The organism is Massilibacterium senegalense (assembly GCF_001375675.1).
GTDB lineage: Bacteria > Bacillota > Bacilli > Bacillales > Massilibacteriaceae > Massilibacterium > Massilibacterium senegalense.
The window spans coordinates 468270-485284 of sequence record NZ_LN831786.1; the positions used below are offsets into that span (position 1 = coordinate 468270).

A 17015-nucleotide genomic window follows, 5' to 3' on the forward strand; every position below is an offset into this window, starting at 1 on the left:
GGATTTATTTGAAAACAATCTACATACATCATCCTTATCAATTCGAGCCTTTTTTAGAAAAATGTAAAGTATTGGCTCTTGGATTTTTTGATGGTGTTCATCTCGGTCACCAAAAGGTTATTCAAACGGCAAAAAAATTAGCAGAAGAAAAAAAGATGATTTGTGCAGTCATGACATTTGATCCGCATCCCTCTGCTGTCGTCAAGCAAAAGAAAACAGTGCAATATATTACGCCTTTACAGGAAAAAATGAAGGCGATTGCAGCGTTAGGCGTTGAGGAATTGTATGTCGTTCACTTTACGAAAGAGTTTGCTTCTCTTTCCCCACAAGAATTTATTGATCAATATGTCATTGCACTTTCTGTGAAGCATGTTGTAGCTGGATTTGATTATACATACGGAAAAATGGGACGCGGGACAATGGAAACATTGCCGTTCCACTCTAGAAATGAATTTACGCAAACGGTCGTAGATAAATTGACAAAGGATGATCAAAAAGTGAGTTCAACAGAAATAAAAAAACGCATTAGTGACGGTGAAATGGAAAAAGTAGCGCAAATGTTAGGAAGACAGTATGAAATTACCGGAGTAGTGGTGGATGGAGATAAACGCGGCCGAAAAATTGGATTTCCTACAGCAAACATTTCTTGTTCCATTAATTATTTAGTGCCACGTGTTGGCGTATACGCAGTGCAAATAGAAGTGGATGGTATATGGTATGATGCAATGTGTAATATTGGATATAAGCCGACATTTAATGATGAAACATTAATCACCACGATAGAAGTACACATTATAAATTTTTCCTCGACGATTTACGGAAAAAACGTAACCGTTCGCTTTTATACACGAATAAGGGATGAACAAAAATTTCCGCATTTTGAGGAATTAGTGTCACAATTGCACCGAGATAAACAGTTTGCTTTTGAATATTTTGAAAAAAATAAGGATAAGGGTTGAAATTTTGTCCAAAGAACGGTATTCTAAACAGTGTACAAAAACCTTAACTTGGCAATCGATTCACCGACGTTTGCGAGGTTTAGGGGATTATTAATAGGAGGTGTATTGAGATGGCTTTATCTCAAGAACGGAAGCAAGAATTAATCAACGAATATAAAACACACGAAGGGGACACTGGTTCTCCAGAAGTTCAAATTGCTATTCTTACTGAGAATATCAATAATTTAAATGAACATTTACGTGAACACAAAAAAGATCACCATTCTCGTCGTGGATTATTAAAAATGGTTGGTAAACGTCGTAACTTATTAAACTACTTGCGTGATAAAGACATTACACGTTACCGTGAGTTAATTAAAAAACTCGGTTTACGTCGATAATGGTAAAAAGAAAAGCGGGATACGTCCCGCTTTTTTGTTAGCAAAAAAGATTAATCCCACATAGCTTCGGATATAATAAGTCCAATGTTACTAAGAGCATGAGAGGAGTATTACGAAATATGGAACAAACGAAACACGTTTTCTCCATCGATTGGGCAGGACGACCATTAACGTTCGAAATTGGTCAATTGGCAAAACAAGCAAATGGTGCTGTTTTTGTTCGTTATGGAGATACAGCTGTCTTATCGAATGTAACAGCGTCAAAGGAACCAAAGGATCTGGATTTCTTTCCTCTAACTGTTAACTACGAAGAACGTTTATATGCAGTAGGTAAAATTCCAGGTGGATTCATTAAACGAGAAGGACGCCCAAGTGAAAAGGCAATTTTAGCAAGTCGTTTAATCGATCGTCCTATCCGTCCATTGTTTCCGGATGGATTCCGCAATGAAGTACAAGTCATTAGCATGGTGATGAGCGTGGATCAAAACTGTTCATCAGAAATGGCAGCTATGGTCGGTTCATCACTTGCCTTAATGGTATCGGATATCCCATTTGATGGTCCGATTGCAGGTGTTATTGTTGGTCGTGTGGATGGAAAATTTGTTATCAACCCTACGGTAGAACAAGCAGAAAAAAGCGATTTACATTTAATCGTTGCTGGAACAAAAGATGCGATTAACATGGTGGAAGCGGGAGCGAATGCTGTACCGGAAGAAATTATGTTAGAAGCGATTATGTTTGGCCACGAAGAAATTAAACGATTAGTCGCATTCCAAGAAGAAATTGCGAAACAATTAGCAAAACCGAAAATGGCAGTTGTGTTACATGAATTAGATAAAGAATTAACTGAAAAAATAAAAGCAGCATATGAAACGGAAGTTCGTCAAGCTGTTCTTGTTTTTGATAAACAAGAACGAGATGAAGGATTAAAACAAATTCAAGAAAAAATTGTAGCAGAATTTGCACCAGATGAAGAAGATGCAGCGCTAACGAAAGAAGTAAAAAATATTACGCAATCGTTAATTAAAGAACAAGTTCGTACGTTAATTACAAAAGAAAAAATTCGTCCAGATGGTCGGAAAATTGACGAAATTCGTCCTTTATCATCGGAAGTTGGCAAGTTACCACGTACACACGGATCAGGCCTCTTTACACGTGGACAAACACAAGTACTTAGCAGTTGTACGTTAGGTCCGCTTGGAGATGTACAAATTTTAGATGGACTTGATCTTGAAGAATCGAAACGTTGGATGCATCACTACAATTTCCCTTCTTTTAGTGTTGGAGAAACAGGTCCGCTTCGTGGTCCAGGTCGTCGTGAAATTGGACATGGAGCATTAGGAGAAAGAGCTCTTGAACCAGTGATTCCAGATGAAAAAGATTTTCCATATACGGTTCGTTGTGTATCGGAAGTGTTAGAATCAAATGGTTCTACTTCTCAAGCAAGTATTTGTGCTTCTACACTTGCGATGATGGATGCAGGTGTACCGTTAAAAGCACCGGTTGCAGGGATTGCAATGGGGCTTGTAAAAGACGGAGAAGATTATACGGTTTTAACAGATATCCAAGGAATGGAAGATCATTTAGGTGACATGGACTTTAAAGTAGCAGGAACATCAGAAGGCGTAACTGCTCTACAAATGGATATTAAAATTGCTGGAATTACACGTGAAATTTTACAAGAAGCATTAGAACAAGCGAAAAAAGGTCGTATGTTTATTCTTGAACATATGTTAGAGACAATTGGTTCTCCTCGCAAAACATTGTCACCATATGCACCAAAAATTTTAACAATGAACATTAATCCTGATAAAATTCGTGATGTCATTGGTCCAAGTGGAAAAGTAATTAATAAAATTATCGAAGAAACAGGCGTTAAAATTGACATTGAACAAGATGGAACAGTGTTTATTTCTTCTACAGAAGAACAACAAAATCTTCAGGCGAAAAAAATTATTGAAGATTTAGTACGAGAAGTGGAAGTTGGCCAAATTTACTTAGGTAAAGTAAAACGAATTGAAAAATTTGGTGCTTTCGTTGAAATTTTTAAAGGTAAAGACGGACTTGTTCATATTTCGGAATTAGCGTTAGAACGAGTACATCGTGTGGAAGACGTTGTGTCTGTTGGAGATGAAATTCTTGTAAAGGTAACGGAAATTGACAATCAAGGACGCGTAAATTTATCAAGAAAAGCGATTTTACGTGAAGATGAAAATGCATCAAAACGTGAAAAACGCAGTCCAAAACCAGAACGAAAAGAAGAAGGAAAAGAAACAGAAGAACAACGTGAAAAAAATCATCACCCAAGATCGAAAAAACATGATTCAAAATAGGCCAATGAGAGGAGCTGGAACACCGGCTTCTTTTTATTTGGTCTTTTTTTTCACTTTCTCTTATAAAGATAAAAAAGAGGGGGAGGGACATGCGAAAAATTCGAACGTTTAGTTTATTTTTAATGTTTGCAATTAGTATCCTAATCATTCAAAAGACAGCCATTTTAGATTACGTTACGTCCATCAAATATGATTCTTTAGATGTATCGAAAATGGATGATCCTTTATATGTGGAGATTCAAAAAAGGGCGAAAGACCATGAAGTAAAACCAGAAGATGCACGAATTGATTCGATTTGGAAAGGGGTACCAGGATTAAATGGGAAAAAGGTAGATGTTCGTTTATCTTATGACAAAATGAAAAAAAAAGGTACGTTTGATGAAACGTTATTGGTATATAAAGAAACGAAACCAAAAGTAACGTTACGTGATCTGTCTCCTGCCCCGATTTATAAAGGACGAGAGGAGAAACAAGCGGTATCGTTTGTTATTAATGTGGCGTGGGGGGAAGAGTATTTGCCATCGATGCTGCAAACATTACAAAAACAAAATGTGAAAGTAACCTTTTTTATTGAAGGTCAATTTGCAAAAAATAATCCTGATATCGTAAAAATGATTGCTGAAGAAGGTCATGAAATTGGGAACCATTCTTTTTCCCATCCGGATATGGGGCGGATGTCTAAAGAAGCAGCGTATAAAGAAATAAAACAGACCAATGACGTTCTGTCTTCTATTACAGGAGAGGTACCGCGCTTATTCGGTCCTCCAAGCGGTGCGTTTAATGAAGAAACGCTACGAGCTGCCCGCAGTCTTTCGATGGATACTATTTTATGGACCGTTGATACGGTTGATTGGAAAAATCCTAACTCTGTTTCTATGAAGTTAAAAATAGTCTCGAAAAGCCATGCGGGCGCAATCGTATTAATGCATCCGACAAAAGTAACAGATCAAACATTAGAAGAAATGATTGTGGGTGTACAAAATAAAGGATTTGTGATCATCCCCGTTTCTGAATTAATCAGTGAAAAAAGGCAATTCATTGAGAACTAGAATCAAAAGTGATATAGTGTAAATAGTTTTCATCGTAAAGAATTGCTAGCAGTATGGGAGGAACACGCACTTGATTATCAAACATACATGTACAAACGGAGTAAGAGTTATTATTGAACCGATTACAACGGTTCGTTCAGTCGCGATTGGCGTTTGGGTAGGAACGGGTTCGCGATATGAAGAGTTGCAGAACAACGGTATTTCACACTTTTTAGAACACATGTTTTTTAAAGGTACAAAAAAAAGAAGTGCAAAAGAAATTGCAGAGTCATTTGATAGTGTAGGTGGTCAAGTAAATGCATTTACAAGTAAAGAGTATACTTGCTACTATGCAAAAGTACTAGATACACATAAAAGCATGGCATTAGATGTGTTAGCGGACATGTTTTTTGAATCTACATTTATCGAAGTAGAATTAGAAAAAGAAAAAAATGTTGTATTAGAAGAAATTAAGATGTATGAAGACACACCAGATGATATCGTTCATGACTGTATCTCCCAAGCAAGTTTTGGAACTCATCCATTAGGATATCCTATTTTAGGAACAAAAGAAACGGTTAAAAGTTTTACTAGAGATGACTTATTTGCTTATAAGGAACAAATGTATTCTCCTGATGCTGTGGTCATTTCGGTAGCAGGGAATGTGGATGAATCATTTATTCGCGAAATTGAATCGTATTTTGGTCATTTTACATCGCAAAATCATGAAAAGGCGTCTGAAAAGCCAATCTTTTTATTTGATACAAAGGCAAAGAAAAAAACAACCGAACAAGCGCATCTATGTATTGGATTTGAAGGTTTGCCTGTTGGACATGAACGTTTATATGATTTAGCTATTTTAAATAATATTTTAGGTGGGTCAATGAGCAGTCGTTTGTTCCAAGGAGTAAGGGAAGAACGAGGACTAGCTTATTCTATTTTTTCCTATCATTCTTCTTATCAAGACCAAGGATTACTTACCATTTACGGTGGAACGGGAAGTGACCAACTTGAAAAATTGTATGCTGTTATTTTAAAAGAAATTGAAGATTTAAAACATCATGGAGTAACAGAAAAAGAGGTTATGAACAGTAAAGAACAATTAAAAGGGAATTTAATGTTAGGGTTGGAAAGTACAAATAGTAGAATGAGTCGCAATGGGAAAAATGAGTTGCTATTAAAACGTCATCGTTCTCTCGATGAAATTATTACTCAAATTGATGCCGTGACATTATCTTCTGTGAATATGCTTGCAAAAGATTTATTTGATCAATCTTTTTCAAGGGCCTTAATTAGTCCGAAAGCAACTTTTCCAGTTGATAAAAATTAAAAAAAGCACTATGTTTCTTTTTATCTAAGGAGCATAGTGCTTTTTCTATTTTTATAACCATACATAAATAGTAATCAAGGAGAAGGGGTGGAGAGTATGAGGTTAAGTGAATTAAGCGGGAAAGAAATGATTGATATTTCAAGGGGAGAACGCCTTGGTTTTATCGGGCAAACAGATGTTTTAATTGATGAAGAAACAGGGTATGTTCGGGCTTTTATTATTCCAACGTTAAAATGGTTAGGAATGAAAAAAACAGGAGAAGAAGTGTATATTTATTGGGAAAATATCAAAAAAATTGGGGACGATTTCATGGTTATTGATTCCGAGGAAAGCGAGTAAAAAAGAACAAGTAACATGCACATCTGTCTCATTTTGTTCATACTATGAAGCAAAATTGAAAAAGAGGGTGAGCAAAAGTTGAAGCAACATAAAACATTAGAAATAGTCATTCTTGGCGGGGATCATCGACAAGTAGAACTGATTCGTAAATTACAACAATTATCCGTGCACGTGACGATAATCGGGTTTGATAAATTGGAAAATAGTTTTGTTAGTGTAAAAAAAGAAGCAATAGACGCTTATCCTTTTGAAAAAGCAGACGCTTTGTTTTTACCCGTTTCAGGTGTTTTAGACAATGGAGAATTAACGGCTGTCTTTTCGCATGATACGCTTTCTTTTACAACAGAGATGCTAAAGCGGACAAAAAAAGAGTGTAAAATATATACAGGAATTATAACGAACACGTTAGATACTATGTTAGAGGAAGTTCCGCGAGAAGTTACTGTCTTATTTGATCGAGATGATTTAGCGATTTATAATTCAATCCCAACATCAGAAGGTGCATTATTTTTAGCCATGAAATATACAGATTTTACGATTCATGGCAGCAAGGTGGCCATTTTAGGTTTTGGTCGTATTGCACTTTCTTTGTTGCGTACTTTTCAAGCATTACAAGCAGAAGCGATTGTATTTGCGAGAAAAAGCAGTCAATTAGCACGGGCATATGAAATGGGAGCCAAAGTGTACCCGCTTGATGAGATGAAGGAACGCATGAGAGATGTGGACATTTGTTTAAATACGATTCCTGCGCCTGTTTTAACAAAAGAAGTGTTAACGTCTATGCCACTCCATACGTTTATTTTAGATTTAGCTTCTGCTCCAGGAGGGACCGATTTTACCTTTGCTAAACAACGGGGGATGAATGCTATTCTTGCACCAGGAATACCTGGAATGATTGCGCCAAGAACGGCAGGAAAAATTTTAGCAGACGTTTGTGTAGAAAGAATAACTTCTGACTTTTTTAAAGGGAGTGGTGCAGAATGTTAAAAGGAAAACGAATTGGATTTGGCCTAACTGGTTCCCATTGTACGTATGAAGAAGTATTACCACAAATAGCAAAACTAGTGGAAAGTGGTGCGGAAGTAGTACCTATTGTATCATATACACTCCAATCAACTGATACACGATTTGGGAAAGCAACGGAATGGGTGGAAAAAATTGAACAGCTTACGAATCAAAAACTAATTGGTTCTATTGTGGAAGCGGAGCCATTGGGACCGAAATATCCGTTAGATTGCATGGTGATTGCCCCTTTAACGGGAAACTCTTTAAGCAAACTTGCCAATGCCTTAACGGATTCCCCTGTACTTATGGCGGCAAAAGCAACGATGCGCAATTTAAAACCAGTTGTAATTGCGCTTTCAACAAATGATGGCCTTGGCTTAAACGGCAGCAATATTATGAAATTAATGGCAACAAAAAATATTTACTTTGTACCGTTTGGTCAAGATGCTCCATTTAAAAAACCCAACTCATTAGTTGCTGATATGACCAAAATAAAAGATACGGTTATCGAAGCATTAAATGGAAGACAAATTCAGCCAATTCTTATCGAAAACTATGGATAGAAAGAAAGTAGTCATTGATAATCATTGTTTTTTGACGTATTGTAATAGTACAAGAGAAACTTATTCTTTTATTAAAGCGATAATGTGGTAAAATAATTTTTAAATATTCTTTACAATAATCGACTTTTGACAAATGAGATGTCAATCATGGGAAGGGGAATAATGTAGATGAAAGCAAAAAAAGAATTTCATGTTGCAGTGGTAGGTGCAACAGGTGCTGTTGGGACAATGATTTTACAAACACTAGAAGATAGAAACTTCCCGATTGCCAAATTATCTTTATTATCTTCTAAACGTTCAGCCGGAACAAAGTTAATGTTTAAAGGAGAAGAAGTAGAGGTAAAAGAAGCGACACCAGAAAGTTTTGAAGGGGTAGACGTTGCGTTATTTAGTGCTGGTGGTTCTGTGTCAAAAAAATTCGTACCAGAAGCAGTGAAACGCGGTGCAATCGTAGTAGATAATACAAGTGCATACCGAATGGATCCCAATGTACCTTTAGTAGTGCCAGAAGTGAACGAAGCTGATTTATTTACGCACAAAGGGATTATTGCGAACCCTAACTGTTCTACTATCCAAATGGTCGTTGCACTAGAACCAATTCGTAAAGCATTTGGCTTGAAAAAAGTAATTGTTTCTACCTATCAAGCAGTTTCTGGAGCAGGTGCAAGTGCAATCCAAGAACTTAAAAATCAAACGAAACAAGTGCTTGAAGGAACGAAAGTGGAAAAAAATATTTTACCAGTAGGTAGTGGAGATAAACATTATCAAATTGCGTTTAATGCGATTCCACAAATCGACGTATTTACTGATAATGGATTCACGTATGAAGAAATGAAAATGATTAATGAAACGAAAAAAATTATGCATGAACCATCTTTAAAAGTAGCAGCTACTTGCGTGCGTCTTCCAATCGTTCGTGGTCATGCAGAAAGTGTATTTATTAAAGTAGACAAAAAAGGAATTTCTGTAGAAGATATTCAAAAAGTATTAGAATTAGCAGATGGTGTGACAGTTGTCGACAGCCCAGAAAACCAAGAATATCCAATGCCAGTCGGTGCAGAAGGAAAACGCGATACATTTGTTGGTCGAATCCGTAAAGATTTAGACGATAAAAAAGGTTTCCATATGTGGATTGTATCGGATAATTTATTAAAAGGTGCGGCATGGAACTCTGTACAAATTGCAGAAAGTCTAATTAAACTTGGTTTATTGAAATAAAAGAGGTGTCATCATGAAAGTCATCGTACAAAAGTTCGGTGGGACTTCGCTTCGAGATGAAATAGGCCGTGATCGCGCGTATAAACATATTATGCGCGCGATTCAAGATGGCTATAAGGTCGTATGTGTCGTATCTGCTATGGGACGTAATGGAGATGCTTACGCAACAGATACGTTGCTCAGTTTAGTGAATCCAAATTACTTAGCATTGCGTGAAAAAGATTTACTTTTATCATGCGGAGAAGTGATTTCGTCCATTGTCTTTACTTCTCAGTTAAATGAAAATGGTCTTCATGCTGTTGCTTTAACTGGGGCACAAGCAGGATTTCATACGAACGAAGAGCATACGAACGCTAAAATCATAGACATGAAGTGCGAACGTATTGTAAAAGAACTCAATAATGCTGATGTCGTTGTTGTAGCAGGGTTTCAAGGGATGAGTAAAAACGGAGAAATAACAACGTTAGGTCGCGGTGGTAGTGATACGAGTGCTGCTGCATTAGGTGCAGCTCTTTCAGCAGATTACATTGATATTTTTACCGATGTAGAAGGGGTCATGACTGCTGATCCACGTATTGTAAAAGATGCGCAACCCATTTCAAGATTAACGTATAATGAGATTTGTAATTTGGCCTATCAAGGGGCAAAAGTAATTCATCCACGAGCGGTAGAAATTGCCATGCAGGCGAAAATACCAATCCGTATTCGTTCGACGTATTCTGATTCTCTTGGAACACTTGTTACGTCAATGACCCGTCCGAACAAAGGGCAAGATATTGCAGAACGGCTTGTTACTGGAATTGCTCATGTAAAAGACGTGACACAAATTCAACTAGAAACAACAGAAACAAGCTACGAGATGCAATCAGGAGTATTTAAAGCGATGGCTAGTGCGAATATTAGCGTTGACTTTATTAATATTAATCCGCAAGGGCTTGTGTACACTGTAAGTGGAGAAAAAACGGATGAAGCAGTTCGAATTTTACAAACTCTAGGATATGAGCCAAAGGTCATTCCGCAATGTGCCAAAATTTCAGCGGTTGGTGCTGGAATGACAGGTGTTCCTGGTGTAACGGCCATTATTGTCGATGCTCTAAGTAAAGCAGGTATTCAAATTTTACAATCTGCTGATAGCCATACAACGATTTGGGTACTTGTAAAAGAAAAAGATATGGTCAAAGCAGTAAATGCATTGCATCATGCTTTTGAATTAGAAAAATTAAATCAATCATCAAAATGTTCAGTTATTCGTTAAGTAGATAAATATGTAAGGAGTGAATAGAATGAATTTCGGTTCAGTATTAACGGCTATGGTAACTCCGTTTGATCGAAAAGGAAATGTAGACTTTGAGGCGACTACACGTCTTGTGGAGTATTTAATTAATAATGGAACAGAAGGATTAGTAGTTTGTGGTACAACAGGGGAATCACCTACATTAACAACAGAAGAAAAATTAGCAATGTTTAAACATGTTGTATCTGTCGTAAACAAACGAGTACCTGTTATCGCAGGAACAGGCACAAACAATACGAAAGCATCGATTGATATGACAAAACAAGCAGAATCAATTGGAGTAGACGGAATTATGGCGGTTGCCCCCTATTATAACAAACCGAGTCAAGAAGGGTTATACGAGCATTATAAAGCGATTGCAGAAAGTACTTCGCTACCAGTAATGATTTATAACATTCCAGGACGCTCTAGTGTGAACATTCAACCGAAGACAATTATTCGTTTGGCGGAAATTGAAAATATTACATCGGTAAAAGAAGCAAGTGGTAATTTAGATGCTTTCACCGAAATTATTGCCAATACACCAGATGATTTTATTCTATATTCGGGAGATGACGGTTTAACATTACCTGCATTATCGATTGGTGCAGTTGGTGTTATTTCGGTAGCAAGCCATGTCATCGGAAATGAAATGAGCAAAATGGTGAAATTATTTAAAGAAGGACACTTAAAAGAAGCTGCGAGTATGCATCAAAAATTATTACCAGTGATGCGTACGTTATTTATCGCACCATCACCTGCACCAGTAAAAGCAGCTTTACAAATGAAAGGATTAGATGTTGGAAGCGTTCGGTTACCGATTATTCCACTTTCAAAAGAAGAGCGAGAACTAGTTCAAAACACGATTCAACCATATTTATAAAGAGTGATATTATATCGCTCTTTTTTTTTGCCTTCAAACAGACAATAAGCTCCTTCATCATAGAACTTTCTTTTATCACTTATTACAGGGTAGTAAGATAAATGTGAAGGTGGCATGGAAAACAATTAAGCTTCACCATTTCTGCTATAAGTCAAAGTGCTCTAGGGGCAAATAGTGCCTTTTACGCCCCCACCGTTTTTTTTGATAAAAGTTGGATAAGTACCTCTAGCCAACAGTGAAGGAGTACGAAAACCACTTATTGATGGAAGATTTCTTTATAAAAACAAAGGTTTTGTGGAATAAACAAGGAATAATATTTTGTGGCTTTTATTACAGAAAATAAAGGTTTTTATCTTGCCATTTAGACTTTGAATGGAAATGAAACCGAATAATTCTTGTTTTTTAAATCCTCACTAGGCTATAATAAGAATAAGTGAGTTGCACGGGTTTTTCATACTAGGTAAAACATTGGTTTATGCTTATTAGGAGGATAAACCATTGCAAAAAACAAATGAACAATCGTCAATTAAAGTATTTGCTCTAGGAGGCGTCGGTGAAGTCGGCAAAAATTTATATGTCGTGGAAGTGGATGAAGACATTTTCGTATTAGATGCTGGCTTGATGTATCCTGGTAATGAAATGTATGGGATTGATATTATTATCCCAGATGTCACTTATTTATTAGACAATAAAGAACGCGTGAAAGGAATCTTTTTAACACACGGTCATGAAGACCATATTGGTGCACTACCTTATCTTTTAAAGAAATTGAAAGTTCCTGTATATGGTACAAAATTAACACTCGCTTTGTTGGAAGATAAATTAAAAGAAACCGGTTTATCACAGTATCCTTTACTACAAGTGATTCATTCGAACACTACGTTAAAATTTAATAAAATAACGGTTACTTTCTTTGGAACAAGTCACAGTATACCGGACTCTGTTGGGATTTGTATTCATACAAATCAAGGTGCTATTGTTTATACAGGTGATTTTAAATTTGATCAAACGCCTATGAACGGACGGAAAGCAGAATTAGGAAAGATGTCTGCGATTGGAGATAAAGGTGTACTTTGTCTCTTGTCTGATAGTACAAATGCAGAGTATCCAGGATATGCGGGTTCAGAGTGGGATGTTGGACAAGAGATTTCTAAGATTTTTTATCATACAAAAGGGCGAATCATCGTTGCTGCATTTGCTACGAACTTAGGTCGTATTCAACAAATATTCGATGCTGCGTATGAAAATAATCGAAAAGTGGCAATTAATGGAAAACGTATGGAAAAAGTAGTAGCAATTGCAAAACAATTGGGATATATGAAAATAAAGGAAGACGTGTTAATTCCACTTGATCAAATTTCTAACTATGACGATTCGATGATTACGATTTTAACGACAGGAACACAGGGGGAACCCCTTAGTATGTTGGCGCGCATGGCAAGAAATCAACATCGTCAAGTATCGATTAAAGAAAGTGATACCGTATTAATTGCTGCAACACCTATTCCAGGTAGTGAATTAACTACTTTTCGTACTATTGATTTATTAGTACGAATCGGAGCTAACGTCATTCATGGCTCAAGTGTTCATGTGACAGGTCACGGGTGTCAAGAAGAATTAAAATTAATGATGAATTTATTAAAACCAAAATTTGTCATACCGATACACGGAGAATATCGCATGCAAATTGCGCACCAAAAAATAGCGAATATGGTTGGTATTCCAAAACATCGTGTGTTTTTAATTGAAAATGGTGATGTCGTTGAATTTAAACAACGAAAAGCAAAAAAATCAGGAAAAGTATTATCAGGAAATGTTCTCATCGATGGTCTAGGAGTAGGAGATGTAGGAAATATCGTCTTACGTGACCGTAGGCTTCTTTCAAAAGATGGCATCCTTGTAGTAGTGGTAACATTAAGTAAAAAGGCAAATGTCATTGTTTCTGGTCCAGAAATTATTTCTCGTGGATTTGTTTACGTACGTGAATCTGAAGAATTGATGGAAGAAGCACAAAAATTAGTGAAGAACATTTTAGATCAGTGCATGAGTGAAAAAATTAATGAATGGTCTAGTTTAAAAAATAATATTCGAGAAACATTAAGTCAATTTTTACATGAAAAAACAAAGCGAAGACCGATGATTTTACCTATCATTATGGAAGTCTAGTGTGCAAAAAAACCAGGATTTTTTTCCTGGTTTTTTTTTGTGGTGGAATGGATAACATAAGAAAACAAGAAGGGAAAGATTTTTTAGGAGGCGTATGATGGAAAAAAAAGAAGTGGAAAAAAGTGAAAATGAACAGCAAACGATATTACAATCGATTGAACAATTAGGACAAACAAAAGTACCTGAATCAGAAACATCCAATATTCATTGTCTGACAATCATTGGACAAATAGAAGGCCATATGCAATTACCTCCTCAAAATAAAACAACGAAATATGAACATGTTATTCCACAATTAGTAGCTATTGAACAAAACCCATCCATTAAAGGGTTGTTGCTTATTTTAAATACAGTCGGTGGGGATGTAGAGGCAGGATTAGCTATTGCAGAAATGGTCGCATCTCTTTCTAAACCTACCGTTTCGTTAGTACTAGGTGGTGGCCATTCGATAGGTGTTCCAATTGCAGTAGCCAGTTCTTATTCCTTTATTGCGGAAACAGCAACAATGACGATTCATCCAATTCGGTTAACGGGTCTTGTTATTGGTGTACCGCAATCTTTTGAATATTTGGATAAAATGCAAGAGCGTGTTGTTCGTTTTGTTACGCAACATTCCGATATATCAGAAGAAACCTTCAAGGAATTAATGTTAAAAACAGGTAACTTATCGCGCGATATCGGTACAAATGTCGCGGGCGTTGATGCAGTGAAAATCGGATTAATTGATGAAGTTGGTGGAGTTAGTGAAGCATTGAAAAAATTAAATCAAATGATCGAAGCTTCGAGTGAGAAAGGATTGGTGCAGTAATGTTATATACGATTGTTCCAGAAGAAGCGATGTTTCAAGAAACAAACACGGAAGTAAAACAAACGATGTATTTGATTCAACAACGACCGGTGCTTTGTATCGAAAAACCACATGGGAAGTTAGAAATAGTGCAACTGTTAAGTACGGACCCACAAGATTTTTTGAGAAATGATTTTTATCCTGGCCAAGAAATATCGTTACTTTTTTAAGCAACTGTTCTTCGTTAGCAGGAAAGTATGCTATAATAAAGGAAAAGGTAAAAGCAGTCGTATTTTTCGACTGCTTTTCTTTCGTATTGGCAGTAATTTAGAGGTGATGACAATGGTGCAACAATCAAAACGAAAAAAAACAACGAAGAAATCTACGAAACAATCGTCCTCTTGGCAACATCAAATTAAGTATGAAATAATCGGTTTAATCATGGTTCTTTTATCTATTGTTACGTTATTAAAACTCGGGAAGGCAGGAGAAATTTTTCGTTCTTTTTTTCGTGGAATTGTTGGGGAACTGTATCTTGTTGCTATTGGAAGTATGATCGTAATTGGCGGATTTTTAATTGTAAAACGGACATTGCCCAATTTTAACACAAAAAAATGGGTGAGTTTTTTCATTTTAGTTAGTGCGTTGTTATTATTTGTACATACTCTTTTATTTGAAACAATGACGAATCAACATAAATGGGAAGATCACTCGGTTATTCGAAATACTTGGCGTTTATTTTTAGAAGAAATGAAAACAGCCGACAAAGAAATTTATCTCGGTGGTGGGATGTTTGGAGCTGTATTGTTTGCTTGCTTTAATTACTTATTCGCGCCACTCGGAACGAAAATAATTGCTGTTTCTTTTATCATTTTTGCTATTTTTTTGTGGGGTGGAAAGTCTTTTCATGAATGGTTGTTTATATCATTCAAGCAATTTGTGGAGCAGAAAAAACAGCAAGTAAAAGAATGGAAAGTTGCAAATAAACAACAAAAAGACGACGAGACTCGACCGAATAAAAAGAAACAAAAACGAAACGTAAAAGAATCTACAAACAAGGAAAAAGAAGTAGAAATTGCGGATTTTACAGAACATGTGTTGCAGGAGAAACAAATAAAAACAGACCATCCTAATCAAAAAGAAAAACAATCAGAAGAAACTGAACAGGTAGCAACGGTTCCTTTTAACGGAGAAACGGAAAATAAAGATTATCAATTACCACCAATTGATTTATTAACCTTAAATAAACCAATCAATCAATCGAGAGAGAAAAAAAGAATCAATAAAAATGTTGCTATTTTAGAATCTACCTTTCAAAGTTTTGGAGTCGAAGCAACGGTTACGAAAGTTCATTTAGGTCCTGCTGTAACAAAGTATGAAATCCATCCAGAAGCGGGCGTAAAAGTTAGTAAAATTGTCAATTTATCAGATGATTTAGCGCTAGCTTTAGCTGCAAAAGATTTGCGTATTGAGGCTCCGATTCCTGGGAAATCAGCAGTTGGAATTGAAGTGCCAAATCAAGAAGTTGCCGTCGTTTCATTACGAGAAGTGTACGATTCACCGGTAAAGAAAAATATGCCCTCCAAATTGACTGTAGCTCTTGGTCGAAATATTTCTGGTGAACCGGTCGTTTGGGACTTAAAAAAAATGCCTCACCTTCTCGTTGCGGGTGCAACTGGGAGCGGGAAAAGTGTATGTATTAGTGGCATTATTTTAAGTATTTTATTAAACGCGAAGCCACATGAAGTAAAGATGATGATGATTGACCCCAAAATGGTGGAATTAAGTGTTTATAATGGTATCCCTCATTTATTGACACCGGTTGTGACCGATCCGAAAAAAGCATCGCAAGCACTGCATAAAATTGTACAAGAAATGGAACGGCGATATGAATTATTTTCTCATTCTGGAACGAGAAATATAGAAGGATATAATGATTTTATTAGGAAACATAATGCAACAGATGAGAAAAAGCAACCGTTTCTCCCATATATTGTTGTCATTGTGGATGAATTAGCAGACTTGATGATGGTTGCATCTAGTGATGTAGAAGAATCGATTACTCGTCTAGCTCAAATGGCACGTGCAGCTGGTATTCATTTAATTATTGCAACACAAAGGCCTTCTGTGGACGTTATCACAGGAGTCATTAAAGCAAATATTCCTTCAAGAATAGCGTTCAGTGTATCATCGATGACCGATTCACGAACGATATTAGACATGGGCGGCGCTGAAAAGTTGTTAGGCCGTGGGGATATGTTATTTTTACCGGTAGGAGAATCGAAACCAGTTCGTATACAGGGTGCTTTTGTATCAGATGAAGAAGTACATAAAATGGTGGATTATGTTATTTCTCAACAAAAAGCACAATATGAAGCTTCTATGATGATTACAGAAACGATACAGGAAGAAACAACAGTAGAAGATGAGTTGTATGAAGAAGCAGTAAGTTTAGTGATAGAAATGCAAACAGCTTCTGTTTCAATGTTACAGCGTCGTTTTCGTATTGGATATGCAAGAGCTGCACGATTAATTGATGCAATGGAGGCAAATGGAATTGTTGGTCCGTATGAGGGAAGCAAACCACGAAAAGTATTAAAAGAAAGAGAACAAAAATAAAAAAATTATTCGTAAGTAAACTTATTTTTCTTAGGATTGTTTTACGGAAATTATGAAAAATTATTGAAAGTTGTGTTAAACTATTGAACAATTAGAAAGGTTCTCATATACTAACATATAGAAGACAATACC

Annotated in this window: 15 protein-coding genes; all 15 read left to right on the top strand. The window is 36.3% G+C overall.

The window, feature by feature from the left end; all coding sequences use genetic code 11:
• Positions 1–8: 8 nt before the first annotated feature.
• The 15 genes from ribF (at position 9) to BN1372_RS05865 (ending at position 16883) form a co-directional block, all read left to right on the top strand.
• On the top strand, positions 9–959 hold the full coding sequence (gene ribF, locus BN1372_RS05795) for a bifunctional riboflavin kinase/FAD synthetase (RefSeq protein ID WP_062197902.1): 951 nt from the start codon (positions 9–11) through the stop codon (positions 957–959).
• Positions 960–1069: 110 nt separating this feature from the next.
• Complete coding sequence (rpsO, locus tag BN1372_RS05800) at positions 1070–1339, top strand: 30S ribosomal protein S15 (RefSeq protein ID WP_062197903.1); 270 nt, start codon at positions 1070–1072, stop codon at positions 1337–1339.
• A gap of 119 nt (positions 1340–1458) precedes the next feature.
• Positions 1459–3672 carry a polyribonucleotide nucleotidyltransferase gene (gene pnp / locus BN1372_RS05805; RefSeq protein WP_082418965.1) on the top strand — a complete coding sequence of 738 codons (2214 nt, stop codon included), beginning with the start codon at positions 1459–1461 and terminating at the stop codon, positions 3670–3672.
• A gap of 89 nt (positions 3673–3761) precedes the next feature.
• On the top strand, positions 3762–4721 hold the full coding sequence (locus BN1372_RS05810) for a polysaccharide deacetylase family protein (protein ID WP_062197904.1): 960 nt from the start codon (positions 3762–3764) through the stop codon (positions 4719–4721).
• Between the two features lie 70 nt (positions 4722–4791).
• Positions 4792–6030, top strand: coding sequence for a M16 family metallopeptidase (locus BN1372_RS05815; protein WP_062197905.1), 1239 nt, complete (start codon positions 4792–4794; stop codon positions 6028–6030).
• 96 nt (positions 6031–6126) lie between these two features.
• Positions 6127–6369: a YlmC/YmxH family sporulation protein gene (locus tag BN1372_RS05820; protein ID WP_062197906.1), complete on the top strand. Its 243-nt coding sequence runs from the start codon at positions 6127–6129 to the stop codon at positions 6367–6369.
• 78 nt (positions 6370–6447) lie between these two features.
• The gene (gene dpaA / locus BN1372_RS05825; RefSeq protein WP_062197907.1) at positions 6448–7356 is read left to right on the top strand and encodes a dipicolinic acid synthetase subunit A; all 909 of its coding nucleotides are present in this window, start codon (positions 6448–6450) and stop codon (positions 7354–7356) included.
• Positions 7350–7937, top strand: a complete 588-nt coding sequence (locus BN1372_RS05830; RefSeq protein WP_062197908.1) for a dipicolinate synthase subunit B — start codon at positions 7350–7352, stop codon at positions 7935–7937. Before dpaA ends, BN1372_RS05830 begins: the two co-directional genes overlap by 7 nt.
• A gap of 168 nt (positions 7938–8105) precedes the next feature.
• Positions 8106–9155 (top strand): aspartate-semialdehyde dehydrogenase, encoded by a 1050-nt coding sequence (gene asd / locus BN1372_RS05835; protein ID WP_062197909.1) that lies wholly within the window; start codon positions 8106–8108, stop codon positions 9153–9155.
• A 13-nt stretch (positions 9156–9168) separates the two neighbouring features.
• Entirely contained in the window at positions 9169–10410 is a 1242-nt protein-coding gene (dapG, locus tag BN1372_RS05840) for an aspartate kinase (RefSeq protein ID WP_062197910.1), read from the top strand.
• Positions 10411–10438: 28 nt separating this feature from the next.
• Complete coding sequence (gene dapA / locus BN1372_RS05845; protein WP_062197911.1) at positions 10439–11311, top strand: 4-hydroxy-tetrahydrodipicolinate synthase; 873 nt, start codon at positions 10439–10441, stop codon at positions 11309–11311.
• Between the two features lie 498 nt (positions 11312–11809).
• Positions 11810–13477 (top strand): ribonuclease J, encoded by a 1668-nt coding sequence (locus tag BN1372_RS05850; protein ID WP_062197912.1) that lies wholly within the window; start codon positions 11810–11812, stop codon positions 13475–13477.
• Between the two features lie 94 nt (positions 13478–13571).
• A complete protein-coding gene (locus BN1372_RS05855) occupies positions 13572–14285 on the top strand; it encodes a ClpP family protease (protein WP_147515344.1) in 714 nt (237 codons plus the stop codon).
• The gene (locus tag BN1372_RS05860) at positions 14285–14494 is read left to right on the top strand and encodes a YlzJ-like family protein (RefSeq protein ID WP_062197914.1); all 210 of its coding nucleotides are present in this window, start codon (positions 14285–14287) and stop codon (positions 14492–14494) included. Before BN1372_RS05855 ends, BN1372_RS05860 begins: the two co-directional genes overlap by 1 nt.
• Before the next feature lie 112 nt (positions 14495–14606).
• Complete coding sequence (locus BN1372_RS05865) at positions 14607–16883, top strand: DNA translocase FtsK (protein ID WP_062197915.1); 2277 nt, start codon at positions 14607–14609, stop codon at positions 16881–16883.
• Positions 16884–17015: the final 132 nt, after the last annotated feature.

Coding starts and splice junctions, on each gene's coding strand:
- rpsO (WP_062197903.1), top strand. CDS start 1,070: ATGGCTTTATCTCAAGAACGGAAGCAAGAATTAATCAACGAATATAAA.
- pnp (WP_082418965.1), top strand. CDS start 1,459: ATGGAACAAACGAAACACGTTTTCTCCATCGATTGGGCAGGACGACCA.
- BN1372_RS05810 (WP_062197904.1), top strand. CDS start 3,762: ATGCGAAAAATTCGAACGTTTAGTTTATTTTTAATGTTTGCAATTAGT.
- BN1372_RS05820 (WP_062197906.1), top strand. CDS start 6,127: ATGAGGTTAAGTGAATTAAGCGGGAAAGAAATGATTGATATTTCAAGG.
- BN1372_RS05830 (WP_062197908.1), top strand. CDS start 7,350: ATGTTAAAAGGAAAACGAATTGGATTTGGCCTAACTGGTTCCCATTGT.
- asd (WP_062197909.1), top strand. CDS start 8,106: ATGAAAGCAAAAAAAGAATTTCATGTTGCAGTGGTAGGTGCAACAGGT.
- dapG (WP_062197910.1), top strand. CDS start 9,169: ATGAAAGTCATCGTACAAAAGTTCGGTGGGACTTCGCTTCGAGATGAA.
- dapA (WP_062197911.1), top strand. CDS start 10,439: ATGAATTTCGGTTCAGTATTAACGGCTATGGTAACTCCGTTTGATCGA.
- BN1372_RS05855 (WP_147515344.1), top strand. CDS start 13,572: ATGATGGAAAAAAAAGAAGTGGAAAAAAGTGAAAATGAACAGCAAACG.
- BN1372_RS05860 (WP_062197914.1), top strand. CDS start 14,285: ATGTTATATACGATTGTTCCAGAAGAAGCGATGTTTCAAGAAACAAAC.
- BN1372_RS05865 (WP_062197915.1), top strand. CDS start 14,607: ATGGTGCAACAATCAAAACGAAAAAAAACAACGAAGAAATCTACGAAA.